Here is a 22,412-nt window from a genome sequence, read left to right as displayed (position 1 = left end):
GCCCTCAGTGCTGGAGCGCGACCTTGAGCAGCACGATGAGCAGCCCGAGCAGGAGGTTGGCCACGGCGGCGACCGCCATCAGCCCGCGCGTGGCGCCGGCGCGGCTGGCGGCCAGGACCGACCAGCCCACCTGGCCGGCCAGGGCCACGATGAGGGCCAGCCAGGCCATTCCCGCCGACCCCAGCCCGAACAGCGGGCTGACGGCCGCGGCGAGGGCCGGTGGGACGGCCGCCTCGATGATCGGGCGTTCCTCCCTGGCCCTGCCGCGGATCACGCGCCAGCTCAGGTGGCGCACGATGCGGGCCCCGAAGATGCGCGAGAAGACGTGGGCGGCCCAGAACACCACACCGGTGGACAGCAGCAGCACGACGAGGTGCAACCGCGGGAACGGGCCGGGCACTCCGGCACCGACCACCACGGAGGCGGCGAGCAGCGAGCCGTAGACGGCGCCGGAGTAGTCGCCACGCGCCGCTCCGGCCTCCTCGGGGCCGTCGGAGGGCGCCCCCGGACGGCCCCCGTCTTCGCGATGGGCCACGTGGGTTCGACCTCCGTTCCGCTGCGGACGGCAGGAGCACCGGGCAAGACTCATTGTGGGGCCGCCCGTGAAGCCGGGCATCCGCAGCACGCCAGGCGCTGCCGGGAGCCGACGGGGACGGACTGAGACCGCCGGGGCCGTCCCGGCACCGCGGCCACCGCGAGGCACCCCCGGGCACCGCCGGGCGCAGGCATGGGCCGACAGGCGCCGCCGGGCGCAGGCGCGGGCCGACAGGCGCCGCCAGGCGCAGGCATGGGCCGGGAAGCGGCCGCGCCCCCTTCACATCGCCGGACCGCCCCCGTACCCTGACGCACCGTCAGATCTATGGCCCCGCCCCAGGAGGCGCACCATGCTGCTGCAAGGGAAGACCGTCATCGTCTCCGGCGTCGGGGCCGGCCTCGGGCACCAGGTGGCCGCCACCGTCGTGCGCGACGGGGGGAACGCCGTGCTCGGGGCCCGCACCGAGGCGAACCTCGCGAAGTCCGCCGCCGAGATCGACCCCGACGGGATCCACACCGCCTACCGGACCACCGACATCTCCGACGAGGCGCAGTGCGAGGCCCTGGTGACGCTCGCGCGGGAGCGGTTCGGCGGGGTCGACGCCGTCGTGCACGTCGCCGCCTGGGACTCGTACTTCGGCGGCATCGAGGACGCCGACTTCGGAACCTGGCAGCAGATCATCGACGTGAACCTGCTGGGGACGCTGCGGATGACCCGCGCCGCCCTGCCCGCCCTCAAGGAGCGCGGCGGCTCCGTGGTCATCATCGGGACCCAGTCCGCCGTCGCCGCGCCCAACGAGGTGCAGCAGGCCGCCTACGCCGCCTCCAAGGGGGCGCTGACCTCGGCCATGTACTCCATGGCCCGCGAGCTCGGCCCGCACCGGATCCGCGTCAACACCGTGCTGCCCGGCTGGATGTGGGGGCCGCCCGTACAGGCCTTCGTCACCTTCACCGCCCACACCGAGGGCGTGCCCGAGGCAGAAGTCCACGCCCGCCTCACCGACCGCATGGCGCTGCCCGACCTCGCCACCGACGGGGACGTCGCCGACGCCGCCGCCTTCCTGGCCTCCGACCGGGCACGGGCGATAACCGGCCAGTCGCTGCTGGTCAACGCCGGTGAGCTGATGCGGTGAGGCCCTCCGCCCGCGCCCGAGCTGATCGTATGCTCACCGCATGACCACTCCGAGTGACGCTCCGACCGACAACGCGATGCGTCGCGCGCTCCGGCGCGCACGTGACGGCGTCGCGCTCGACGCGACCGAGGCGGCCGTACTCCTCCAGGCGCGCGGCGAGGCACTGAAGGACCTCGCCGCCTCCGCCGCCCGGGTAAGGGACGCCGGGCTCGCCGCCGCCGGGCGGCCCGGTGTCATCACGTACTCCCGCAAGGTCTTCATCCCGCTGACCCGGCTGTGCCGCGACAAGTGCCACTACTGCACCTTCGTGACCGTGCCCGGCAAGCTCCGCAAGGCCGGCCACGGGATGTACCTCTCCCCCGACGAGGTCCTCGACATCGCCCGCCAGGGCGCGGCGATGGGCTGCAAGGAAGCGCTGTTCACCCTCGGCGACCGGCCCGAGGACCGCTGGCCCGAGGCCCGCGAGTGGCTCGACGCGCACGGCTACGACGACACCCTCGCCTACGTGCGCGCCATGGCCATCCGCGTCCTGGAGGAGACCGGGCTGCTCCCGCACCTCAACCCGGGCGTCATGTCCTGGTCCGAGCTCCAGCGGCTGAAGCCCGTCGCCCCGTCCATGGGCATGATGCTGGAGACCACCGCCACCCGCCTGTGGTCCGAGCCCGGCGGCCCCCACCACGGCTCCCCCGACAAGGAGCCGGCCGTCCGGCTGCGGGTGCTGGAGGACGCCGGCCGCTCCAACGTCCCCTTCACCACCGGCGTCCTGATCGGCATCGGGGAGACGTACGAGGAGCGCGCCGAGGCCTTCTTCGAGCTGCGGCGGATCCAGCGCAGCTACCACGGCATCCAGGAGGTCATCGTCCAGAACTTCCGCGCCAAGCCGGACACCGCCATGCGCGGCATGCCGGACGCGGAGCTGGAGGAGCTGGCCGCCGCCATCGCGGTCGCCCGGCACATCCTGGGCCCGAGCGCCCGCATCCAGGCCCCGCCGAACCTGGTGGACGCCGAGTACGCCCTGCTCATCGGCGCCGGCATCGACGACTGGGGCGGGGTCTCGCCCCTGACCCCCGACCACGTCAACCCCGAGCGCCCCTGGCCGCACATCGAGGAGCTGGCCGAGCGCACCGCCGCCGCGGGCTTCGAGCTGCGCGAACGCCTCACCATCTACCCGGAGTTCCTGCAGCGCGGCGAACCCTGGCTGGACCCCCGCCTGCTGCCGCACGTGCGCGCGCTGGCGGACCCGGAGACCGGGCTCGCCGACGAGGGCGCGACCGTCGAGGGGCGGCCCTGGCAGGAGCCCGACGAGGGGTTCACCGCCTACGGGCGCACCGATCTGCACGCCACCATCGACACCGAGGGCCGCACCGGCGACCGCCGCGACGACTTCGACGAGGTGTACGGCGACTGGGAGGCGCTGCGGGAGATGGCCGCGCCCGGAATGGTCCCCGAGCGCATCGACACGGACGTGCGGGGCGCGCTCGCGCAGGCCGCCGACGATCCGACGAAGCTCACCGACGAGCAGGCCCTGGCGCTGCTCCACGCGGACGGGCCGGCCCTGGACGCGCTGTGCCGCATCGCGGACGACCTGCGCAAGTCGGTGGTGGGCGACGAGGTCACGTACATCGTCACGCGGAACATCAACTTCACCAACGTCTGCTACACCGGCTGCCGCTTCTGCGCCTTCGCGCAGCGCCGTACGGACGCGGACGCCTACACCCTCTCCCTCGACCAGGTCGCCGACCGGGCCGCGCAGGCCTGGGACGTGGGCGCGGTCGAGGTGTGCATGCAGGGCGGCATCCACCCGGACCTGCCGGGCACGGCCTACTTCGACATAGCGCGGGCGGTGAAGGAACGCGTCCCCGGCATGCACGTGCACGCCTTCTCGCCGATGGAGGTCGTCAACGGGGCCACGCGCACGGGGATGTCCGTACGGGACTGGCTGACGGCGGCCAAGGAGGCCGGGCTGGACTCCATACCGGGCACGGCGGCGGAGATCCTGGACGACGAGGTGCGCTGGGTCCTGACCAAGGGCAAGCTGCCGACGGCGGACTGGATCGACGTCATCACGACGGCGCACGAGCTGGGCATCCGCTCCTCGTCCACGATGATGTACGGACACGTGGACCAGCCCCGGCACTGGCTCGGCCACTTCCGCACGCTGGCCCGGATCCAGGAGCGGACGGGCGGCTTCACGGAGTTCGTCACCCTCCCCTTCATCCACACCAACGCGCCGGTGTACCTCGCGGGCATCTCCCGGCCGGGCCCGACGGTGCGCGACAACCGGGCGGTGACGGCGATGGCCCGGCTGCTGCTGCACCCGCACATCCCCAACATCCAGACGAGCTGGGTGAAGCTGGGCGCGGAGGGCGCGGCCGAGATGCTCCGCTCCGGGGCGAACGACCTCGGCGGGACCCTGATGGAGGAAACGATCTCCCGTATGGCGGGGTCGAGTTACGGATCGTACAAGTCGGTCCAGGACCTGATCGCGGTCGCGGAGGCGGCGGGACGGCCGGCGAAGGCCCGTACGACGCTGTACGGGGAGGTGCCGCGGGAGCGGCAGGAGGCGGCACGCGCCTCGGACGGGCACCTGCCGGAGCTGCTGCCCGTACTGGACTGACGCCGGGGCTGACGCGGAAGGGGCCCGGCCCGGAAGATCCGGCCGGGCCCCTTCACGCACCCGCTCTTCGGGGTCAGCCGACGAGCAGGTCCCGCTTGAGCTGCTTCAGCTCGTGGGAGTCGATGCCCAGGCCGTCCTTCAGGTAGCGGTCGAAGGAGCCGTACTGCGCCTTGACCTCGTCGTAGCCGGAGTTCAGGTACTCGGGTCGGACGTCGAGCAGCGGCTTGTAGACGGCGGCCTGCGGGGCCGGCAGGTGGGAGAGGATCTGGTCGTTGGCGGCCTTGCGGTAGTCGTTGCTGGCCAGGTAGTCGGCCATGACGGTCTCGCTCGGGACGCCGAGGGCGGTCAGCAGGGCGGCGTTCGCCCAGCCGGTGCGGTCCTTGCCGGCGGTGCAGTGGAAGAGCACGGAGCGGGCGCCGTCGTTGCGTATGCCGTCAAAGACCTGCGTGTACGCCTTCTTCCCGCCCTCGCCGCTGACCATCGCCTTTTCGGCGTCGACCATGGCCTTGACGGCCTCGTCGGGGGTCTTGGGCATCGACTGGAAGGAGCCGGAGCCCGCGAAGACGTCGGCGACGGCGTAGGCGGCGCCGGCCGGGACCTTGTCGACGTCCTTGGTGCGCTCGTCCTGCATGCGCAGGTCGAAGACGGTCTTGACGCGCAGGCGCTGGAGCTTGGCCAGGTCGTTCGCGGTCAGCTTGTTGAGGGCGTCGGAGCGGTAGACCTCGCCCATCTTGACCCACTGGCCGGTGGTGGTGCGGTAGCCGCCCGCGTCGCGGAAGTTGACGGCGCCTTCCAGCTTGACCTGGCGGTCGGCGAGGCGGAGGCCCTCGCCGCGCTCGGGGTCGAAGTCGAACCACTGGCGGTCGGCGGCGGGCAGCCCGGTGACCACGGCCTGGCCCTGGGCGCCGCCCTTGGCGACGACCTTGCCGTTCGCCTTGATCTCGACGCGCTTGGTGCCGTTGGCACTCCACTTCAGCGTGTACGAACCGTCGGCGCCGGCGGTGACGGTGGCCTCGGTGAAGGGGATCGAGGACCGGTGGTTGTTGTTGTGGTGCCCGGACCAGGGGAGGTCCCAGCCGGAGGCGGAGGCGGCGGGGACCGCGACCAGGGAGGCGGTGAGGGCGGAGGCGACGACGGTCGCGGCGAGGAGGGCCTTCTTCATGCCGCCGAGCGTGGGCGGCGGCGGGAAACGTCCGATGAACGCGGTGTGGCCGCGACCGACCCACTCGACGACAAGTGGCAAAACGTGCCATCAGCCAGGTGGCGGCCGGATGTGTTCGCTTTCCGGCCGTTCTCCCCTCACTTACGGGTTCGAACGAACGTGTCCACTACAGTGCGGGTTCGCATGCGCGGCGCCGGGGGTGGAAGCAATGATCGGTACGAGCGGCACGATGAACGACAAGAACAACCCGGACCGGGACAACCGGGCCGCCCTGCCCGGCACGGGCCTCGCCGCCGCAGGCCTGGCCCCAAGCACCACTCCGCCCGGAGGCACCCCCCTCACCCCGGGCCTCCCGCCCGGCGCGGGCCTCGCCGCCGCAGGCCTGGCCCCGGCCCCGGGGGCGACCCCGCCAGGGAGCACCCCCCTCGGCACGGGCCTCCCGCCCGGCGGGGGCCTCGCCGCCGCAGGCCTGGCCTCCGCCCCGGGGGCGACCCCGCCCGGTGGGATGCCCCTCGGCGGGGGCCTCGCCGCAGCGGGCCCGCACCCCGCCGCCGCACGCGCCGCCACCCCGCCGGCGGGCACGCCCGTACACCCGTACCTCCCGCCCACCGGGGACACCCCCCTGCGCACCCGCCCCGCAGCACCGGGCCCGTCCCCCGCCCCGGGGACAACCCCGCCCGCAGGCACCCCGAACGGCACGGGCCTGGTCACCGCAGGCCTGTCCCCCGCCCCCGGGACGACCCCGCCCGGGGGGACAGACCTGGGCGCGGGCCCCGCGCGCACCCCGACCCCCGCCGGCGGCACTCGCACCGCCGCGGGCCCGCACCCCGCGGCCGCCCGGGGTGCCGGCACGGCGAACGGCGCGGGCATCGCACCCGGCCCGGGGGCGACCCCGCCCGGGGGTACGGCCCTCCCCGCGGGCCCGACGCCCACCCCGCCCCCCGCCGCCGGCACCGGCACCGGCGCCCGTACCGAACAGCGCGGCGCCATCACCGGGCTGTGGGGCCGCGCCGAGCAGCAGGACTTCCGCAGCCGGGTCCGCGGCGCGCTCCTCGGGGGCGCCATCGGCGACGCCCTCGGCGCTCTGGACGCCCTGGACGCCCTCCGCGAGGAACCCGCGCACGGCCGCCGCGGTGGCGTCACGGCCGCCACCCAGCTCACCCTCTTCACCGTGGACGGCCTCATCCGGGCCCACGTACGCCGCGACACCGGCGCCTGGCACCCGCCCACCGACGTCCACCGCGCCTACCGCCGCTGGGCAGCGACCCAGCACGACTGGGGCCCCGACGAGCGCCGCAAGGACAACGGCTGGCTCGCGCAGCAGGAGTGGCTCTACGTCCGCCGCGGCCCGGACCGCGCCTGCCTCACCGGCTTCGCCGACGAAACCCTCGGCACCCTCGAGAACCCGAAGAACCCCACCGCCCGCGGCGCCGCCGCCACCGCCCGCTCGGCCCCGTTCGGGCTGCTCGTCGGCTGGGAGCCCGCCCTCGTCCTCCAGCTCGCCGTCGAATGCGCCGCGCAGAGCCACGGGCACCCCGCCGCCTACCTCTCCGCCGGGGCGTTCGCCGTCATCGTGCACGGCCTGACCCGCGGCGACTCCCTCGACTCCGCCGTCCAGCGCGCACTCGGCCTGCTCGGGGCCCGCCCCGGGCACCAGCCCGTCACCGACGCCCTCCAGCGCGCCCTGGCCGCCGTCACAGCGGCCCCGCCCGGCCCCGAGACCGTCGAAGCCCTGGCAGACACCCACGGCGCCGAGGATGCCCTGGCCGTCGCGCTCTACTGCGCGCTCGTCGCCGAGGACGTCCCGCACGGGCTGCGCCTCGCCGTCGACCACGGCGGCGACTCCCCCGCCACCGGCGCCCTGTGCGGGGCCCTGCTCGGCGCGCTGCACGGCGAAACCGCCCTCCCGGCCGCCTGGCTCGCCGACCTCGAAGGCCGCGCCACCCTCCTCGAACTCGCCGACGACTTCGCCCTGGAGATGACCCAGGGCCCGACCCTCCACGGCCCCGCCGCAACCGGCCCCGGCTGGCTGGCCCGCTACCCAGTGCACCCCCCGCACCAGATCTGACGCCCCCTCAACAATCAACGGCTCAGCCCGTACCGTTACGGTTCCCACGTCCCGGAGGTGCCAGAAGCCATGCGGATCGCCACGACCGTCATCCTCACCGACCGCACCGTCTCACCCGTCCGTCTCGCCCGCGCCCTCGAAGAGCGCGGTTTCTCCGGCCTCTACCTCCCGGAGCACACCCACATCCCGGTCAGTCGTGTGAGCCCCGCCCCCATGGGCGGCGAGCTCCCCGAGATGTACGGGCGCACGCTCGACCCCTTCGTCGCCCTCGCCCAGGCCGCGGCCGTGACCGAGCGCCTGCACCTCGGCACCGGCATCACCCTGGTCGCCCAGCACGACCCCATCGACCTCGCGAAGCAGATCGCCACGCTCGACCACCTCTCCGGCGGCCGCTTCACCCTCGGCATCGGCTACGGCTGGAACGTCGAGGAGGCCGCCGACCACGGCGTCGAGTGGCGCACCCGCCGCGAACTGGTCCGCGACCGCATGGCGTTGATGCGGGCCCTGTGGGCCCCCGAGCCCACCGCGTACCTCGGCGAGTTCTCCTCCGTCCAGGCCAGCTCCGCATACCCCAAGCCCGCCCAGACCCCCCGCGAACTCGCCCCCGGCACCCCCCTCCACGGCCCCCGAACCCTGATCGGCGGCGCGGCCGGCCCGAAGCTCTTCGCCGCCGTCGCCGACCACGCCGACGGCTGGCTCCCCATCGGCGGCCACGGCCTCACCGAGTCCCTCCCGGTCCTGCGCCAGGTCTGGGAAGCCGCCGGCCGCGACCCGAAGTCCCTCCAAGTGGTCCCCTGCTCCGTCCAGCCCAACCCCGGCAAACTGGCCCACTACGCCGACCTGGGCATCGAGGAGGTCGTCCTCCAGCTCCCCTCGGCCCCGGAGGCGGAGATCCTGCGGACGCTGGACGGGTTCGCCCAGTACCTCTGACCGCAGGCCCGCGCGGGCGCCCGCCTAAGCTGGCCCGACCATCACGCGACGCGGTCCGGGGGAACGCACACATGGAAACGGCCCAGCAGGCCCACACACCGGCCGGGAAGCCCACAACCCCCCGGTCCGCCGGCCGCACCGCACGGAACTCGCTCTTCTGGGCCCTGCTCATCCCCACGGTCACCTCGGCGGCCGGCTTCCTCGGCCAGTTCCCGTACGGCGGGCTGTGGGCCGGGGTTCTGGTCATCCTCGCCACGGCCGCCGTCGGCGCGACCGTGGCGGGCGCCAAGTGGCACCGCAGCGGCGCCGCGACGATCGTCGGCTTCGGAGTCTTCGCCCTCAGCCTGTTCGCGGGGCCGGCCCTGTACGAGGCGTACGCGAAGGAGTTCGGCGAACGGGTCGGCGCCGTGGTCGTCCTGACCGGGGAGCGCAGCGGCACCAAGGGGGACGGCGAGTACTACTGCCACGTCATCGACGACGCGGGCGAAGTCAGCGAACTCGGCAACCAGCAGAACTGCTTCGGCGACTTCGCCGAGGAGCAGCACGTCGTCCTCTACAAGGACCCGCTCGGCGTCCTGGCCCCCTGGATCGAGGCCACGGACGACCGCTCCGTCGACCCCATCGGCCCGGGCATCACGGCCGGCCTCTTCCTCCTGGTCGGCGGATCCATGCTCACCGCGGGCCTGCGCCGCCGATCCGACCGCGACCTCCTGGAAGAACAACGCCGCCGCCACGACCCCCCGTGGCACTCCCCGAGCTAGGCCGCGAAATCCCTTCGCCGCCGGGACCGCACCTCGCCGATCATCACTCCATGACGAACCCCGAGGCGCACGGCGACGACGCCACGGACCGGAGCATCGGCGACCGGTGGGACGCGCTCCCGGCGGGCATCCGCGACCAGGCCGACGGATACGTCCTGCAGGACAGCTTCCTGCCGGCAGTCCGGCTCGTGTGGAAGGCGGGCCGCGCGCAGGGCTTGGGCCTGAACGACGCCCAGGTGATCGTTTCCCGGCGCTACGAGCACTTCGGCGACCGCGTCGCCCGTACGCCCGACTCCCCGCTCGACTTGGCCTCGCTCACCGCCCTCGTCCACGGCATCCGGGCCCGCGTGGTGGCGATCGAGGCCGTCTGGGACGGAGACACCGTCCACGACTGGTTCGTGAACCTGCTGGCCATCACGGAAGACCCGGCCGGGCAGAACTCCCTGGCCACGATCTACCGGGGCACGGCCGTACGCGCCCTGGACGGCGCCGACCCGGGCCCTCTCCACCCCTCGGCGGCCGCCGCCACCCGCGCGGGCTCGGCCCTGGCCGACCACCTCGGCGTGCCGTTCCACTTCGCCGGCCCCGACACCCCGGACGACGAAGCGCCGCGCTGGCGGCCGTGACGCCCGGCTGCCTGTAGGAGGCCCTGTTCATGTACACCTGGTACATTGATCGCATGAGCGAGCCTGTGATCGAATCCATGGCAGAGGTCCGCAGCCACCTCGCGGACGCCATAGACCGCGCACGCCGCGAAGGCGTCCCCACGATCATCACGCGCCGCGGCAAGCAGGAAGCCGTCGTGATCGACATCGATGAGTACCAGCGCCTTCGGCGCCTCTCCGACGAGGCCGAGGAAGCGTGGCTGAACCGCTTGGCCGACGAAGCCGAGAGCGAAGGCACGGGAGGATCCGTGTCGCTTGAGGAAATGGCCGCCATCCTCCGCGACCAGGCCTGACGGATGGGTTACGTCACCCGGTTCACCTCACACGCGCAACGAGACCTCCTCGAGATCCCCCGCCCCGACGCCCTGCGGATCCTGCACCGGCTCGCCGAACTCCAGAAGGCCCTCACGGCGGGAGACACGGCAGCCTTCGACATCAAGGCCCTTCAAGGGCACGCGTCGCGCTGGCGCCTCCGCGTCGGCGACTACCGTGTGGTCTACACCGTCGAGGACGGGCGACTGATCATTTGGGGCCTGGCGGCGGGCCACCGGCGCGAGGCGTACCGAGACCGCTGCAGTCGATCTCGCCACCCGCCACCATCTGACGCATTCGCGCCACCGCTGCGGCCCGGCGGCTCAGCTCCGCCCAGACCGTCTTCCCGACCACCCGGTCCACGACCCCCCAGTCAGCCGCGACGGCCTCGACGATCCGCAGCCCGTACCCGGACTCCGCCAGGTACTCACGCGGCCGCACGACCGGCCGCCGGTCTCGCCGCGCGTCGGACACCTCCACCCGCAGCACGCCTTCGAGGAGCGTCATCCGCAACCCGAAGTCCCGCCCGGGGACGCGGCCGTGCGTGACCGCGTTGGCAGCGAGCTCCGCGACGAGGAGGCCCGCGTCGGCGGAGAGCGCGGTGGACTCCGGGATCTCCCAGTCGTGGAGCTCGACGAGCGCGAGCTGCCGGGCGAGGCGCGCCCCGCGGCGGGTGCAGCTGAAACGCTGAGTGAACGTGCGTACGAGGGCCCGGGTGGGGCCGGCAGGTGCGGTCATGGACTGAACGTCCCGCGTGACCACGGCAGTTCCCAGCAACCCGACTACTACTTTTGAAGAGTAGTAGTTCACTGTCTGGACAGTGACAGTCACCGTGCGTGAACCTGGTTCCGGGGAGGTGACCGCTGTGACGAGTGTCGACGAGAGCGCTGACGGCGAGGTCGAGCCCGACGACGACCTGCGGAACTTCGGCGAGACCATCAAGGCCTTCCGCAAACGCGCCGGCCTGACGCAGGAACAGCTCCGCCCGCTGGTGCGCTACTCGGTGCAGTACGTGGCCTCGGTGGAACAGGGCCGCCGCCACCCGTCCACGAAGTTCGTGGACCGGGCGGAGGAGGCACTGGACGGCTTCGGGGTCATCCGCATCGCAGCGAGCCGACTGGAGCGGCGGCGGGGGCTGGCGAAGTGGTTCAGGCGGTGGGCGGAGCTGGAGGAGACCGCCGTCGCGCTCAATACGTACGAGTGCAGGTCGGTGCCGGGGCTGCTGCAGACGGAGGCGTATGCGCGGGCCCAGATCAGGGACGTCCCACCGCTAGCGACGGTGGAGGAGGCGGAGGCCCGCATCCGCTCCCGGCTGGCCCGACAGGCACTGCTCCTCAAGACGCCGTACGTCGCCTTCAGCTTCATCATCGAGCAGTCGGTGATCGAACGGCAGACGGGCGGGCCGGAGGTGACGCGCGAGCTGATCGACCACCTGCTGGAGGTGGGGAGGCTGCCGAATGTGGACCTGCAGATCATGCCGAGGGTCAGCCCGGAGCACGCGGGCACCGACGGCCCCTTCCGTCTCCTCGAAACCGACGAACACGAGTGGGTGGGGTACAGCGAGGGACAGAAGACAGGCCAGGTGATCTCGGACCCGAAAGCCATCAGCGTGCTCCACCAGAGGTATGCCAAACTTCGCATCCAGGCCCTCAACCCGGCGGACAGCGCGGGCCTGTTGATGCGATTGCGAGGATCCCTGTGAACAGCTCCCCGTTGCGGTGGTTCAAGAGCAGCTACAGCGGAAGCGAGGGCGACGACTGCGTCGAGGTCGCCGCCTGTACGGAAGCCGTCCACATCCGGGACTCCAAGGTGACGGCGGGCCCCGAGCTGGCGGTCACCTCCACGGCCTGGGCGGACTTCCTCGGCGGGGTCACGGGCACCCGGCGCTGAGGAGGCGGAATGTTCGCCAACTCGTCGGCGCTGGCGGCCGGAAGGCGTCATTCGGTCGGACGGCGCCGGGATGGAACCGTTCTCGCCGTGGGCAATACCGCAGCCGCTGAATGTCGTGTCGAGCGATGGGAAGACATCGTCGCGGTGGCAGCCGGCAACGTCCATACCGCAAGGAACACGGGCAAGTCTCATACGGTGGGACTCCGGTCGGACGGCACCGTGCTGGCAACGGGGTGGAATGGCGATGGGCAATGTGACGTCACCGACTGGCGAGGCGTCACGGCCGTGGCCGCAGGCTGGCGCCGCACGCTCGGGCTACTCGCGAATGGCCGCGTGCTGGCGGTCGGCCGGAGTTCGGAAGGACAGTGCGACGTGCAGTCCTGGCGCGAGATGGTCGTCGTGTCATGTGGTGACTGGCACTCGGTCGGCGTCCGGTCGGACGGTTCTGCACTGGCCGTGGGGAGCAACCGGCGTCGGCAGTGCGCCGTTGAAGAGTGGCGTGACCTGGCTGCCATTTCGGCCGGGTATCTCCACACCGTCGGCCTCAGAGCCGACGGGCGGGCAGTAGCGACCGGGGACCGGGCAACCGGGGCATGTGAGGTCGATGAGTGGGAAAACGTGGTGGCCCTCGACGCGGGCAGCTACCACACCGTCGGGGTCACTGCGTCCGGACGGGTCCTCGCAGCGGGTGACAACAGCCACGGACAGTGCGAAGTCGGTGATTGGCACGACGTTGTCGCCGTGGCGGCCGGTTCCACGCACACCCTTGGCCTGCGTGCCAACGGCACGGTCGTGACCGCAGGGAACAATGCCGACAGACAGTGCGAAGCCGATGCCTGGTCCGGAGTCCAGCCTCCATAGGCCTCCGGACGCGGGACGCGGGGCGCGGGGCGGCGCCTGAACCCTCGGGGCACCGGGACGGGGGCCCTGGCCGGGGCGGACAGCAACAGACGACCGGAACCTCGGTCGGCGGGACCTTGACTGGCCCGAATCAGAGAAGTCCTGGGGGGGGTTTCCCGTCAGGACATCTCTGATTCCGCCCAGCCCGGACCCCGCCAACCGCGAAGCCCCCGCCCCACCCCCACCCCCGCCCCCGCCCCCTCACCCCCCGTACAGCCCCTCGATCTCGCTCGCGTACCGCTCCGCCACCGCCTTGCGGCGGAGTTTGAGGGTGGGGGTCAGGGTGCCCGCCTCCGGGGTGAAGTCCTCCGGGAGGATGTGGAAGGCGCGGATGCGGGCCGGGCGGGAGAGGGTGGTGTTGGCTTCGGTGACCGCCCGCTCGATCAGGGCGCGGACCTGCGGGTGGGTGGACGGGGAGTCGCCCAGGGCCACGGCCTCGCGGGTCGCCCAGGAGGCGACCTCGTCCGTGTCCAGGGTGATCAGTGCGACGGGGTGGGGGCGGCGGTCGCCGATCATGACGGCGCGGGAGACGTAGCGGGAGCGCTGGATGGCGAACTCGGCCTCCGTCGGGGTGATGTTCTTGCCCGCCGAGGTGATGATCAGCTCCTTCTTGCGGCCGGTGATGCTGAGGTAGCCGTCGGGGTCCAGTTCGCCGAGGTCGCCCGTGTGGAGCCAGCCCTCCGCGTCCAGTGCCTCGGATGATGCGGACGCGTTCGCGTGGTAGCCGGGGAAGACCATCGGGCCTCGGGCCAGCACCTCCCCGTCGCCCGCGATCCGCACCTCGCAGCCGGCGATCGGGCGGCCCACCGTGCCGTAGCGCACGGCCTCCGGATGGTTGAGGGAGATGACCCCGCCCGACTCCGTCATCCCGTACCCCTCGTACACGGCGATCCCGCAGGCCCGCAGGAAGTCCAGGGTCGCCGGGGCGATCGGGGCGCCACCCGTGAGCGCCCACTTCAGCCGGCCTCCGAAGGCGCCGCGGACGAGGGAGTAGAGGGTCGTCTCGGCGGCGGCGTGCTGCTCCGCGAGGGACTCCGGCAGGCGGCCCTCCGCCGCCAGCAGTCCCACCCGTACGGCCTCGTCGAGGCGCTCGCGGCCGCCCTCCTGGGACTCGGCCAGCGAGAGCACCACCGAGTGCAGCTTCTCGAACAGACGGGGGACGGAGGGGAGATGGGTGGGCCGGACGACGGCCAGCTCGGAGAGGACGTCTTCGATCCTGCCGCCGAAGTAGCAGAGCTCCCCGCCCTCCAGCAGCGTCGTGAACTGGATCAGCTGCGCCAGCAGGTGCGCGAGCGGGAGGTAGAGGTAGGTCGAGTCGCCCGGGCCGCCCTTGATCAGCGGCAGGGTCGCGTCCTGGATGGCGCCCAGGTTCGCGTGGGTGAGGCGGCAGCCCTTCGGCAGGCCGGTCGTGCCCGAGGTGTAGACGATCGAGGCGTCCGCCCCGGGGCTGACGGCCTCGGCCCGGGCCTGGAGTTCGGGCGCCGGGGCGAGGGGAAGGGTGGGGAGCGCGTCCATCAGGACGACCTCCCGCAGCCCCGGCAGCTTCGCCCGCAGCGCCTCGACCCTGGCCGCCTGCGCGGCGTCGTCGCAGACGACGAGCACCGCTTCCGAGTCGCCCAGGACCCAGGCGAGCTCCTCCTCTCCCGCCGTCGGGTACACCGGTACGAGGACCGCGCCCGCCGCCAGTACCCCGAAGTGGGTGTACGTCCACTGCGGACGGGTCTCCGCCAGTACGGCGACCCGCTCGCCGGCGGCCACGCCGAGGGCGAGCAGCGCGCGGCCGACGGCCCGGACCTCCGCACCCAGTTCGCCGTACGTACGGGTCTCCCAGCCGTCGCCGTCCGGCGCCCGGAACCTCAGTGCCGTCTCCGGCGCGTACCGCTTCTCGGTCCACTGGGTGAACCGCGCCAGCGTGCCGGGCCGAGGCCCGTCGTCGACATCCATCGCATGCCCTCCCGCGCCCGTGGTCGGTGGCCCTCGACGCTAGGCGGCGGGGCCGGTACGGCGGCATGACCGGAAGCGTCACTCGCGCTGACTCCAGCGCTCATCCCGCGCTCATCCAGGGCTCGATCGGCTCTTTTCGGTCAACAACGCGATACACAAGGCGTGTTGGACAACTCCCCACGGGCACGTGTTCGACTCGTGGGTAATGTGCGTGTGTGTACGCGTGCCCGGTACCCGGCAAAAAACGGAGCGTCCTGGATGACCGACACCAAGTCCGCCCGCCCCCTCGCAGCCGGCGATGGCGATTGGGCGCTGCCCCTGCTGCTGCTCCTGCCGCTGGTGGCCATCAGGCAGTTCGCCGACCAATCCGCGACACCGTGGACCGTTGTTTCCTGGGTGCTCTGCGCATTGTCGGCCGTATTCCTGGCGGTGGGCTGGGCAACCGTATCCCGCCATGGAATGCGCAACCTCTGGGCCTGGGTGGCATGCGTTGCCGCACACGTCGGTCTCGCGGTTCACATCATTCGGCTCGTCCTGAATTGAGATTGGCGCCGGACTGAGTTCGGCAAGCCCCGCACGTCCGTATCGCCCGGCGCCCCGGCCCGTTACCGTCGGACCATGGGGAGGCGGACGATCACCGTGCACCACGTGCGGGCCGTGCTCGCGGGGGCCCGCGGCGGCGGCATCGACACCGTGCCGCTGCTCCAGGAGGCGCAGATCCCGCCCCTGCTGCTGGGCGACGACCGGGCGCGGATCACGCCCGCGCAGTTCGCCCGGCTGTTCCGGGCCCTGTACCGGACCACGCAGGACGAGTTCCTCGGCCTGGGCGCGGTCCCGAGCCGCCCCGGCACCTTCGCGATGATGTGCCACGCCTCCCTCGGCTGCCGGGACCTGGGCGCGGCCATGGAGCGGGCCGCCGCCTTCTACGGGCTGTTCCCGGGCGGGCCGGAGCTGGCGCTCGAAGTCAGCGGCTCCGAGGCGCGGTTCACCGTCCGCAACGACTTCGCCCGCGACGAGGAGCGCTTCCTCACCGAGTGCGTGCTCGCCATCTGGCACCGGCTGAGCAGCTGGCTGATCGGGCGGCGCATCCCGCTCGCCCATGCCGCCTTCGCCTATCCCCCGCCGCCGCACAAGGACGAGTACGAGGTCCTCTTCGACTGCCCGGTCCGCTTCGGGGAGGACCGTACGGGGGCCGCGTTCGACGCGCACTGGCTGACGGCTCCGCTCGTACGGGACGAGGCCGCGCTCGACGCGATGCTGCGCCGTGCCCCCTTCGACCTGCTGTCCCGCCCGGAGTACGGGACCACGGTCGCGGAGCAGGTGCGCCGGACGCTGACCCAGCGGCTGCGCACCTCGCCGCGGCTGCCGGGGCTCGGGGAGGTGGCGGCGCTGCTGGCGGTGTCCCCGGCGACGCTGCGGCGCCGGCTCGGGCAGGAGGGGACCTCGTTCCAGGAGCTGAAGGACCACGTACGGCGCGACGCGGCCATCGCGGGCCTGGCCGAGAGCGGGGAGCCGATCGCGGAACTCGCGGCGCGGCTGGGCTTCTCGGAGGACACCGCCTTCCATCGGGCGTTCCGGCGCTGGACGGGAACGACGCCGGGCGCGTACCGCACCGCACCCCCGCCGGGCGCGACACGGTCTGTGAACCCGGGCCAGTAAAGGTGAGCTGCACGGTCAGCGACCTTCCGACCGGTCGGTCACTACCTTCTCCTCACCTGCCCCCACACGGAACCTCGGGAGAGCCGCCCATGCGCATCCGAAGCACGCGGAGCATCCGGAGCACTGCCCTCGCCGCCGTGGCCGCCGTGGCCGCCCTGGCGGCCGGGATCCCCGCCGCGACCGCCGCCCCCACGGAGGCGACCGCCGCCCCCGGCGACGTCGTCGCCAGCGCCCCCTCCGCCTTCCACCCGCTGCCCGGCCAGCCCACCAACACCAAGGCCTGGAAGGTCCACTACCGCTCCACCACCGCCGACGGCGCCCCCAACGTCGTCTCCGGCACCGTCATCGTCCCGCAGGACGGCCGCACCGGCCCGCGCCCGCTCGTCACGTACGCCGTCGGCACGGTCGGCATGGGTGACTCCTGCGCGCCGAGCAACAACCTCCCGTACGGCACCGCCATGGAGGCCAACCTCATCCAGCAACTCACCCTCCGGGGCTGGGCCGTGGTCGTCACCGACTACGAGGGCCTCGGCACCCCGGGCGTCCACACCTACACCGTCGGCCCCTCGGCCGGGCACGCCGTCCTCGACGCGGCGCGCGCCGCCATCCGCCTCCCCGAGGCCGGGCTGTCGGCGGACACCCCCGTCGGGATCATGGGCTACTCGCAGGGCGGCCAGGCCGGCAGCTGGGCGGCCGAGCTGCAGGGTTCGTACGCCCCCGAGCTCCGCGTGAAGGGCACGGCGACCGGCGGTGTCCCGGCGGACCTGCTGAGGGTGGCGGACTTCAACAACGGCTCCTACGGCTCCGGGCTCATCTTCATGGCGGCCGCCGGACAGGACGCTGCCTTCCCTGAGCTCAAGCTGGACTCCTACCTCAATCCGGTGGGCAGGCTGCTGGTCGCCGGCATGAAGGAGAACTGCGTCGCGATCGACTCGGTCGCCGGCTCCTTCAAGCGGATCTCCGACCTGACCACGAGCAACCCGCTCGACCGGCCGGACTGGCAGGCCCGGCTGAACCAGAGCAGGCTCGGGCGGACGGCCCCGGCCGCGCCGGTGTACCAGTACCACGCGCTCGGCGACGAGCTGATCCCGTACGGGGTGGGGCGCACCCTGCGCTCCGACTGGTGCGCGCGGGGCGCGAACGTCGAGTTCGACACCATCTGGGTCGGTGAGCACGTCAGCGGCGTGATCACCCAGTCCCTGGCGGCCGGCAACTGGCTGGCGGACCGCTTCGCGGGCCGTTCGACGCACGCCAACTGCTGAGGGCGGTCCGAGGCCGGTCACGGCGGAGCCGGCCGGGGGTCTCCCCGGCCGGCTCCTGCTCAGCCCTCGCCGGTCAGCCGGTTCCGCATGAAGGGGTAGGCGAGCGCGTATCCCGCTGCCACCGCGGCGGCCAGTGCGGCGCCCCAGGTCAGCGCCGTCCCCCGGTCCTGGCCGTAGAAGCGGCCCAGCCCCGCGGCCAGCAGTCCCGCGATGAGAGCCATCAGCAGGGCGGACAGCAGATAGCCGCCCCGGGTCTTCACCTTCCCGGGAAGGAAGTTGGCCAGTAACTCCGCGATCACCATCATGTGCCGGTGCCTCCGATGCCTGCGGAGCGACCGGCTCCGGCCGCACCTCGGGACGATCTTCCCACGCGTCCTTCCCGCGCCGCCCGGTCACTCTGCCCCGGCCACCGCCGGGGGAGCCCCCTCGGCGGGGCAGGACCGCGTCCCGGACGGCAGCCGCCCGTCGATCAGGAAGCGGTCCACGTAGCCCTGCACGCAGCGCGAGGACGAGTAGCCGGTGTGCCCGTCGCCCTTGTGGTCCACGATCACCGCCGAGCCGAGCCGCTGCGCCGTCTCCTCCGTCCACTCGTACGGGGTCGCCGGGTCGCCGCGGGTGCCGACGAGGAGCATCCGCGGGGCACCGGGGTGGTCGATCCGGCGGATGAAGTCGGTGCCGGCGGGGCGGCCGTAGCAGGCCAGCACGGTCAGCAGCTGCTCCGGCCCGAAGACCTCCGAGGCCTTGAGGAACTCGCCCCGCAGCTTCTCCTGGATGTCGAGCAGCTGCTTCGTGAGGGCGGCCGGGGAGCCCTCGGCCTTCAGCCGGTCGGGGTCGTCGGCGCAGTTCACTGCGGCGAGGGCGGCCTCGGCGTTGTCGGCGGGCACGTCGCTGCCGCCGCCCCTGCCCGCGCCCCCGGACTCCTCCCCCTCCAGCGGGCCGCCGAGCTGGAGCAGCCCGGCCGGGTCGCGCCGCTGCTCGGCCAGGGCGAGCGCGTCGGCGAGCGCCGGCCACGTGCTCGGCGAGTAGAGGGCGGCGCCGATCGCGCCGACCGCGTCCTGCCCGGTGAAGTACGACCCGTCGTGGCCGATCAGCGGGACCTTGTCGAGCCGCTCGACGAGGGCGGCCACCTCCTCCTTCGCGCTGCGGGTGTTGGTGCCGTAGACGCAGCCGGGCCGGTGGGCGCACCAGGCGAGGAAGTTGTCCAGGGCCCGCTGCTGGCCGCGCGCCGATACGAGGGCCTGCTCGGCGAGCGGTTCGGTGAGGGTGTCGACCCCGTCGAGGACCATGCGGCCGGTCTTGTCCGGGAACTGTGCGGCGTAGACGGCGCCGAGGCGGCTCCCGTAGGAGAAGCCGAGGAAGTCGAGCTTGTCCTCGCCGAGGGCCTGGCGGATGCGGTCCATGTCGCGGGAGACGTTGACGGTCCCGATGTACGGGAGCACGGGCCCGGAAGCCGACTCGCACCGCCGCACCCTGGCCCGCAGCGCGGCGAGCAGCGCGGCGGCGCCGTCACCGGAAACCTCCGCCTCCTCCGCTGCCTCTTGGCCGGCCCCGCAGGAGACGGGCTCGCTGTGGCCGACGCCGCGGGGGTCGAAGGCGACGAGGTCGTAGCGCTTGCCGAGCTCGGCGAAGGCCGTGGGGTCGGCGGCGAGGCTCGCGATGCCGGGGGCGCCGGGCCCGCCGTAGTTCAGCACGAGCGAGCCGAGCCGCCGCTCGGGGTCGGCGGCGGGTATCCGGCCCAGCAGCAGCCGCACGCTCCCCTTGCGCTTGCCCTCGTAGTCCAGCGGCACGTCGATGCTCGCGCACCGCATCCCGTCGGGCACCCGGGGCTCGGGGCACGCCCCCCATCGAAGCCCGCCGGGAGCGGGCGCGGCCCCCAGCGCGGCCAGCACCAGCGCGACGCCCGCGGCGGCGGTGACGGTGCGGGTGCGGGTGCGGGGCACGGAACCCTCCTCGGGCGACCCCCCGCCCCACGATAAGCGCGGCCAGCCGCAGCAGCACGTCCAGCTCGGGGGCCCGGGGGCCCCGGGCCGAGGGGGCCGCTGCGCGGGGCCTTTCCCCCACCCCGCCCCTTCCCGAACTGGGGCTCCGCCCCAGACCCCGCTCCTCAAACGCCGGAGGGGCTGGAATTGCCGCTGCGCGGCAACCCAGTCGCGCCTGGCGGACGGCAGCAGCGAAATCCAGCCCCGCCGGCGTTTGAGGCGCGGGGGTTCGGGGGCGGAGCCCCCGACAGCGGCGCCGCACCCGACCGGGCCCCCGCCGGGGGGCTACCCCCGGTACAGCTCCTCGATCCGCTCCGCGTAGTCGCGCGCCACCACGGCCCGCCTCAGCTTCATCGACGGCGTCAGGTGCCCCCGCGCCTCCGTGAACTCCCCCGGAAGCACCGCGAACCGCCGGATCGATTCCGCCCTCGACACCAGCCGGTTCGCGTCGTCCACCGCCCGCTGGAGGTCCGCCCGCAGTGCCTCGTCCTCCACGAGCACCCGCGTCGGCACGTCCTGCTTCTTGTGCATCTGCCGCCAGTGCGCCAGCCCGTCCGGCTCCAGGGTGATGAGCGCGGTGACGTACGGCCTGTTGTCGCCGACCACCATGCACTGGCCGACCAGCGGGTGGGCCCGCAGCCAGTCCTCCAGCGGGGCCGGGGCGACGTTCTTGCTGCCGGAGGTGATGATCACGTCCTTCTTGCGGCCGGTGATGGTGAGGTACCCGTCCGCGTCGAGTTCGCCGATGTCGCCGGTCGGGAGCCAGCTCCCGTACGGGACCGCCTGCCCGGTGTTCCAGTAGCCCGCGAAGACGTGCCGCCCGCCCAGCAGCACCTCCCCGTCGTCCGCGATCCGCACCGACGTGCCCGGCAGCGGCCAGCCCACCGTGCCGAGCCTCGGCCGCTGCGGATGGGTCACCGTGCTGGCGCCGGTCGTCTCCGTGAGTCCGTACCCCTCGAAGACCTCGATGCCCGCCCCCGTGTAGAAGGCGGCGAGCCGCCGCCCCAGCGGGGAGCCGCCGCTCAGCACGTAGCGGACGCGGCCGCCGAGCGCGGCCCGGATCCGCCGGTAGACGAGCGGGTCGTAGACCGCCCGCGCGGCGCGCAGCCCGAGCCCGGGGAGCTTGCCCTCCACCGACTCGCCGAAGCTGCGCGCGATGCGGGCGGCCCGGTCGAACGAAGACGCCCTGCCCATCTTCTCGGCAGTGGCCCTGGCCGTGTTGTAGACCTTCTCCAGGACGTAGGGAATGGCGAGGAGGAACGTCGGCTGGAACCCGGCGAGGTCCTCCAGCAGGTCCTCGGTGCGGATGCTCGGCGCGTGCCCCAGCTTCACCCGCGCCCGCAGGCACCCGATGGCGACCATCCGGCCGAAGACGTGCGACAGCGGAAGGAAGAGCAGCGTGGACGCCGGGTCCTTGCTGGCGGCCTTGAAGACGGGGTGCAGCAGCTCCACCGCGTTGTCCACTTCGGCGAAGAAGTTGGCGTGGGTGATCACGCACCCCTTCGGCTCGCCCGTGGTCCCCGACGTGTAGATCAGCGTGGCGACGGAGTCCGGCGTACGGGCGACCAGCCGCTCGTGCACGATCTCGTCGGGCAGGTGCTCCCCGGCCTTGACCAGCCGGCCCACCGCGCCCGTGTCGAAGGCCCAGAGGTGGGTGAGCCAGGGCAGGTTCGCCCGCTCGACACTGATCATCCGGGCCTGCGCGGTGTCTTCCACCGCACACGCGACGGCGCCGGAGTCCTGGATGATCCAGCGGGCCTGCAGTGCCGACGACGTCGGGTAGATCGGTACGGTGACCAGCCCGGCGGCCCAGCCGGCGAAGTCGAGCAGGGTCCACTCGTAGGTCGTACGGGCCATGATGGCGAGCCGGTCGCCCTCGCGGAGCCCCTCCGCGATCAGCCCCTTGGCGACGGCGAGCACCTCGGCCGCGAACTCGGCGGCGGTGACGTCGCGCCAGGTCCCGTCCGGCTCCTTCCGGGCGAGCACCGGCTCGCGGGGGGCCTGGCGGGCGTTCTCGAACGGGATGTCCCCGAGCGACCCGCGCTCCGGCACGGCGGCGAGCGCGGGGACGTAGACCTCGCGCACGACCCCGTCGACCACGGTCTTGACGGGCTCCACCAGTGTCGGCTCGGCTTCCATGGGCGTGCTCTCCTCGGCTCGGCACAGGTGTTACCGCCGGTAATCTACGTACCCGCCTCCACCGCTGCCCACCCCCTGCACCCGATATTCACCGCTCCGGCACGAATCGCCCTCCCCGTGAACGGAGCCTCCGGCGGGTCAGTCCTCCATCAGCTGCCGCAGCCGGCAGGCGTACCAGGTGGTCGCGGCGCAGCCCCCCTGACCCGGCTGCGGCCCTGGGGTGCGAGGAGCACCGCCGGCACCGGCAGGTGGCTGATCAGGGCGGCTGCCGGCCATGGCCCCGATGCTGACCGGGATGGCGCCGAGGTGGTCCAGGGCCTCGACGAGTCCGAACTGGCCGCCGTCGGCCGCTGGCTCACCGGCACCGTCGCCGTCATGCGCGAATCCGCGCTCGCCCTGGCGGAGGAGAACCGCGGTGGCGGTCCGGAGGAAGCGAAGCCCTAGCCGCAGCCGGCGA

Annotated in this window: 21 protein-coding genes and 1 pseudogene; 15 read left to right on the top strand and 7 right to left on the bottom strand. The window is 73.1% G+C overall.

Translation table 11 applies throughout. The annotated features are described in order from the left end of the window. Window positions 1-4 precede the first annotated feature (4 nt). On the bottom strand, window positions 5-433 hold the full coding sequence (locus tag AB0O21_RS13130; RefSeq protein WP_365170634.1) for a hypothetical protein: 429 nt from the start codon (window positions 431-433) through the stop codon (window positions 5-7). 451 nt (window positions 434-884) lie between these two features. Between AB0O21_RS13130 and AB0O21_RS13125 the strand changes: the two genes are divergently transcribed. Both AB0O21_RS13125 and AB0O21_RS13120 read left to right on the top strand, forming a co-directional pair. Next, the gene (locus AB0O21_RS13125; protein WP_365170220.1) at window positions 885-1,667 is read left to right on the top strand and encodes an SDR family oxidoreductase; all 783 of its coding nucleotides are present in this window, start codon (window positions 885-887) and stop codon (window positions 1,665-1,667) included. A 40-nt stretch (window positions 1,668-1,707) separates the two neighbouring features. Continuing rightward, on the top strand, window positions 1,708-4,284 hold the full coding sequence (locus AB0O21_RS13120; RefSeq protein WP_365170217.1) for a bifunctional FO biosynthesis protein CofGH: 2,577 nt from the start codon (window positions 1,708-1,710) through the stop codon (window positions 4,282-4,284). A 73-nt stretch (window positions 4,285-4,357) separates the two neighbouring features. Here the strand turns inward: AB0O21_RS13120 and AB0O21_RS13115 are convergent, their stop codons facing one another. Continuing rightward, window positions 4,358-5,446, bottom strand: a complete 1,089-nt coding sequence (locus AB0O21_RS13115; RefSeq protein WP_365170214.1) for a tyrosine-protein phosphatase — start codon at window positions 5,444-5,446, stop codon at window positions 4,358-4,360. A 988-nt stretch (window positions 5,447-6,434) separates the two neighbouring features. On the opposite strand from AB0O21_RS13115, the gene AB0O21_RS13110 reads away from it, so the two are divergent. The 6 genes and pseudogenes from AB0O21_RS13110 to AB0O21_RS13085 form a co-directional block, all read left to right on the top strand. After that, entirely contained in the window at window positions 6,435-7,514 is a 1,080-nt protein-coding gene (locus AB0O21_RS13110; RefSeq protein ID WP_365170632.1) for an ADP-ribosylglycohydrolase family protein, read from the top strand. Window positions 7,515-7,583: 69 nt separating this feature from the next. Then, window positions 7,584-8,444 carry an LLM class F420-dependent oxidoreductase gene (locus tag AB0O21_RS13105; protein WP_365170211.1) on the top strand — a complete coding sequence of 287 codons (861 nt, stop codon included), beginning with the start codon at window positions 7,584-7,586 and terminating at the stop codon, window positions 8,442-8,444. A gap of 71 nt (window positions 8,445-8,515) precedes the next feature. Beyond that, a complete protein-coding gene (locus AB0O21_RS13100; protein WP_365170208.1) occupies window positions 8,516-9,205 on the top strand; it encodes a hypothetical protein in 690 nt (229 codons plus the stop codon). 50 nt (window positions 9,206-9,255) lie between these two features. Continuing rightward, the gene (locus tag AB0O21_RS13095; RefSeq protein ID WP_365170205.1) at window positions 9,256-9,831 is read left to right on the top strand and encodes a hypothetical protein; all 576 of its coding nucleotides are present in this window, start codon (window positions 9,256-9,258) and stop codon (window positions 9,829-9,831) included. Window positions 9,832-9,884: 53 nt separating this feature from the next. Beyond that, complete coding sequence (locus tag AB0O21_RS13090) at window positions 9,885-10,163, top strand: type II toxin-antitoxin system Phd/YefM family antitoxin (RefSeq protein WP_365170202.1); 279 nt, start codon at window positions 9,885-9,887, stop codon at window positions 10,161-10,163. Between the two features lie 3 nt (window positions 10,164-10,166). After that, window positions 10,167-10,436 (top strand): annotated as a pseudogene (locus AB0O21_RS13085) (type II toxin-antitoxin system RelE/ParE family toxin); the annotation flags it as partial. Here the strand turns inward: AB0O21_RS13085 and AB0O21_RS13080 are convergent. Beyond that, a complete protein-coding gene (locus AB0O21_RS13080; RefSeq protein ID WP_365170199.1) occupies window positions 10,393-10,920 on the bottom strand; it encodes an ATP-binding protein in 528 nt (175 codons plus the stop codon). The pseudogene AB0O21_RS13085 and the gene AB0O21_RS13080 overlap by 44 nt on opposite strands. A gap of 127 nt (window positions 10,921-11,047) precedes the next feature. Between AB0O21_RS13080 and AB0O21_RS13075 the strand changes: the two genes are divergently transcribed. Genes AB0O21_RS13075 through AB0O21_RS13065 form a run of 3 tightly spaced genes read left to right on the top strand, consistent with a single transcriptional unit; the run spans window position 11,048 to window position 12,933 of the window. Next, window positions 11,048-11,884, top strand: coding sequence for a helix-turn-helix transcriptional regulator (locus AB0O21_RS13075; protein WP_365170196.1), 837 nt, complete (start codon window positions 11,048-11,050; stop codon window positions 11,882-11,884). Continuing rightward, complete coding sequence (locus AB0O21_RS13070) at window positions 11,881-12,072, top strand: DUF397 domain-containing protein (RefSeq protein ID WP_365170194.1); 192 nt, start codon at window positions 11,881-11,883, stop codon at window positions 12,070-12,072. Before AB0O21_RS13075 ends, AB0O21_RS13070 begins: the two co-directional genes overlap by 4 nt. A 9-nt stretch (window positions 12,073-12,081) precedes the next feature. After that, the gene (locus AB0O21_RS13065) at window positions 12,082-12,933 is read left to right on the top strand and encodes a chromosome condensation regulator (RefSeq protein ID WP_365170192.1); all 852 of its coding nucleotides are present in this window, start codon (window positions 12,082-12,084) and stop codon (window positions 12,931-12,933) included. 240 nt (window positions 12,934-13,173) lie between these two features. Here the strand turns inward: AB0O21_RS13065 and AB0O21_RS13060 are convergent, their stop codons facing one another. Continuing rightward, window positions 13,174-14,916 carry a long-chain fatty acid--CoA ligase gene (locus AB0O21_RS13060; RefSeq protein WP_365170189.1) on the bottom strand — a complete coding sequence of 581 codons (1,743 nt, stop codon included), beginning with the start codon at window positions 14,914-14,916 and terminating at the stop codon, window positions 13,174-13,176. A gap of 258 nt (window positions 14,917-15,174) precedes the next feature. On the opposite strand from AB0O21_RS13060, the gene AB0O21_RS13055 reads away from it, so the two are divergent. The 3 genes from AB0O21_RS13055 to AB0O21_RS13045 all read left to right on the top strand — a co-directional run bounded on the left by AB0O21_RS13055 (window position 15,175) and on the right by AB0O21_RS13045 (window position 17,837). After that, entirely contained in the window at window positions 15,175-15,459 is a 285-nt protein-coding gene (locus AB0O21_RS13055; protein ID WP_365170186.1) for a hypothetical protein, read from the top strand. Between the two features lie 75 nt (window positions 15,460-15,534). Continuing rightward, window positions 15,535-16,575, top strand: coding sequence for an AraC family transcriptional regulator (locus AB0O21_RS13050; protein ID WP_365170183.1), 1,041 nt, complete (start codon window positions 15,535-15,537; stop codon window positions 16,573-16,575). An 89-nt stretch (window positions 16,576-16,664) separates the two neighbouring features. Continuing rightward, complete coding sequence (locus AB0O21_RS13045) at window positions 16,665-17,837, top strand: lipase family protein (RefSeq protein WP_365170180.1); 1,173 nt, start codon at window positions 16,665-16,667, stop codon at window positions 17,835-17,837. 59 nt (window positions 17,838-17,896) lie between these two features. Here the strand turns inward: AB0O21_RS13045 and AB0O21_RS13040 are convergent, their stop codons facing one another. The 3 genes from AB0O21_RS13040 to AB0O21_RS13030 all read right to left on the bottom strand — a co-directional run bounded on the left by AB0O21_RS13040 (window position 17,897) and on the right by AB0O21_RS13030 (window position 21,955). After that, on the bottom strand, window positions 17,897-18,142 hold the full coding sequence (locus AB0O21_RS13040) for a hypothetical protein (RefSeq protein WP_365170177.1): 246 nt from the start codon (window positions 18,140-18,142) through the stop codon (window positions 17,897-17,899). 87 nt (window positions 18,143-18,229) lie between these two features. Then, window positions 18,230-19,777 (bottom strand): alpha/beta hydrolase, encoded by a 1,548-nt coding sequence (locus AB0O21_RS13035; protein ID WP_365170174.1) that lies wholly within the window; start codon window positions 19,775-19,777, stop codon window positions 18,230-18,232. Between the two features lie 324 nt (window positions 19,778-20,101). Continuing rightward, window positions 20,102-21,955 carry an AMP-dependent synthetase/ligase gene (locus AB0O21_RS13030; RefSeq protein WP_365170171.1) on the bottom strand — a complete coding sequence of 618 codons (1,854 nt, stop codon included), beginning with the start codon at window positions 21,953-21,955 and terminating at the stop codon, window positions 20,102-20,104. Window positions 21,956-22,261: 306 nt separating this feature from the next. Here AB0O21_RS13030 and AB0O21_RS13025 point away from each other — a divergent pair, with 306 nt between their 5' ends. Next, window positions 22,262-22,399, top strand: coding sequence for a hypothetical protein (locus tag AB0O21_RS13025; protein ID WP_365170168.1), 138 nt, complete (start codon window positions 22,262-22,264; stop codon window positions 22,397-22,399). Window positions 22,400-22,412: the final 13 nt, after the last annotated feature.

It is taken from the genome of Streptomyces sp. NPDC091371, from assembly GCF_040684275.1.
Lineage (GTDB): Bacteria > Actinomycetota > Actinomycetes > Streptomycetales > Streptomycetaceae > Streptomyces.
The sequence above is the reverse complement of the archived record's forward strand: the minus strand, read 5'-3'. Positions and strand labels throughout refer to the sequence as shown.

Coding starts and splice junctions, on each gene's coding strand:
- AB0O21_RS13090 (WP_365170202.1), top strand. CDS start 9,885: ATGAGCGAGCCTGTGATCGAATCCATGGCAGAGGTCCGCAGCCACCTC.
- AB0O21_RS13105 (WP_365170211.1), top strand. CDS start 7,584: ATGCGGATCGCCACGACCGTCATCCTCACCGACCGCACCGTCTCACCC.
- AB0O21_RS13065 (WP_365170192.1), top strand. CDS start 12,082: ATGTTCGCCAACTCGTCGGCGCTGGCGGCCGGAAGGCGTCATTCGGTC.
- AB0O21_RS13060 (WP_365170189.1), bottom strand. CDS start 14,916: ATGGATGTCGACGACGGGCCTCGGCCCGGCACGCTGGCGCGGTTCACC.
- AB0O21_RS13050 (WP_365170183.1), top strand. CDS start 15,535: ATGGGGAGGCGGACGATCACCGTGCACCACGTGCGGGCCGTGCTCGCG.
- AB0O21_RS13045 (WP_365170180.1), top strand. CDS start 16,665: ATGCGCATCCGAAGCACGCGGAGCATCCGGAGCACTGCCCTCGCCGCC.
- AB0O21_RS13030 (WP_365170171.1), bottom strand. CDS start 21,955: ATGGAAGCCGAGCCGACACTGGTGGAGCCCGTCAAGACCGTGGTCGAC.
- AB0O21_RS13115 (WP_365170214.1), bottom strand. CDS start 5,446: ATGAAGAAGGCCCTCCTCGCCGCGACCGTCGTCGCCTCCGCCCTCACC.
- AB0O21_RS13055 (WP_365170186.1), top strand. CDS start 15,175: ATGACCGACACCAAGTCCGCCCGCCCCCTCGCAGCCGGCGATGGCGAT.
- AB0O21_RS13100 (WP_365170208.1), top strand. CDS start 8,516: ATGGAAACGGCCCAGCAGGCCCACACACCGGCCGGGAAGCCCACAACC.
- AB0O21_RS13120 (WP_365170217.1), top strand. CDS start 1,708: ATGACCACTCCGAGTGACGCTCCGACCGACAACGCGATGCGTCGCGCG.
- AB0O21_RS13040 (WP_365170177.1), bottom strand. CDS start 18,142: ATGATGGTGATCGCGGAGTTACTGGCCAACTTCCTTCCCGGGAAGGTG.
- AB0O21_RS13125 (WP_365170220.1), top strand. CDS start 885: ATGCTGCTGCAAGGGAAGACCGTCATCGTCTCCGGCGTCGGGGCCGGC.
- AB0O21_RS13080 (WP_365170199.1), bottom strand. CDS start 10,920: ATGACCGCACCTGCCGGCCCCACCCGGGCCCTCGTACGCACGTTCACT.
- AB0O21_RS13095 (WP_365170205.1), top strand. CDS start 9,256: ATGACGAACCCCGAGGCGCACGGCGACGACGCCACGGACCGGAGCATC.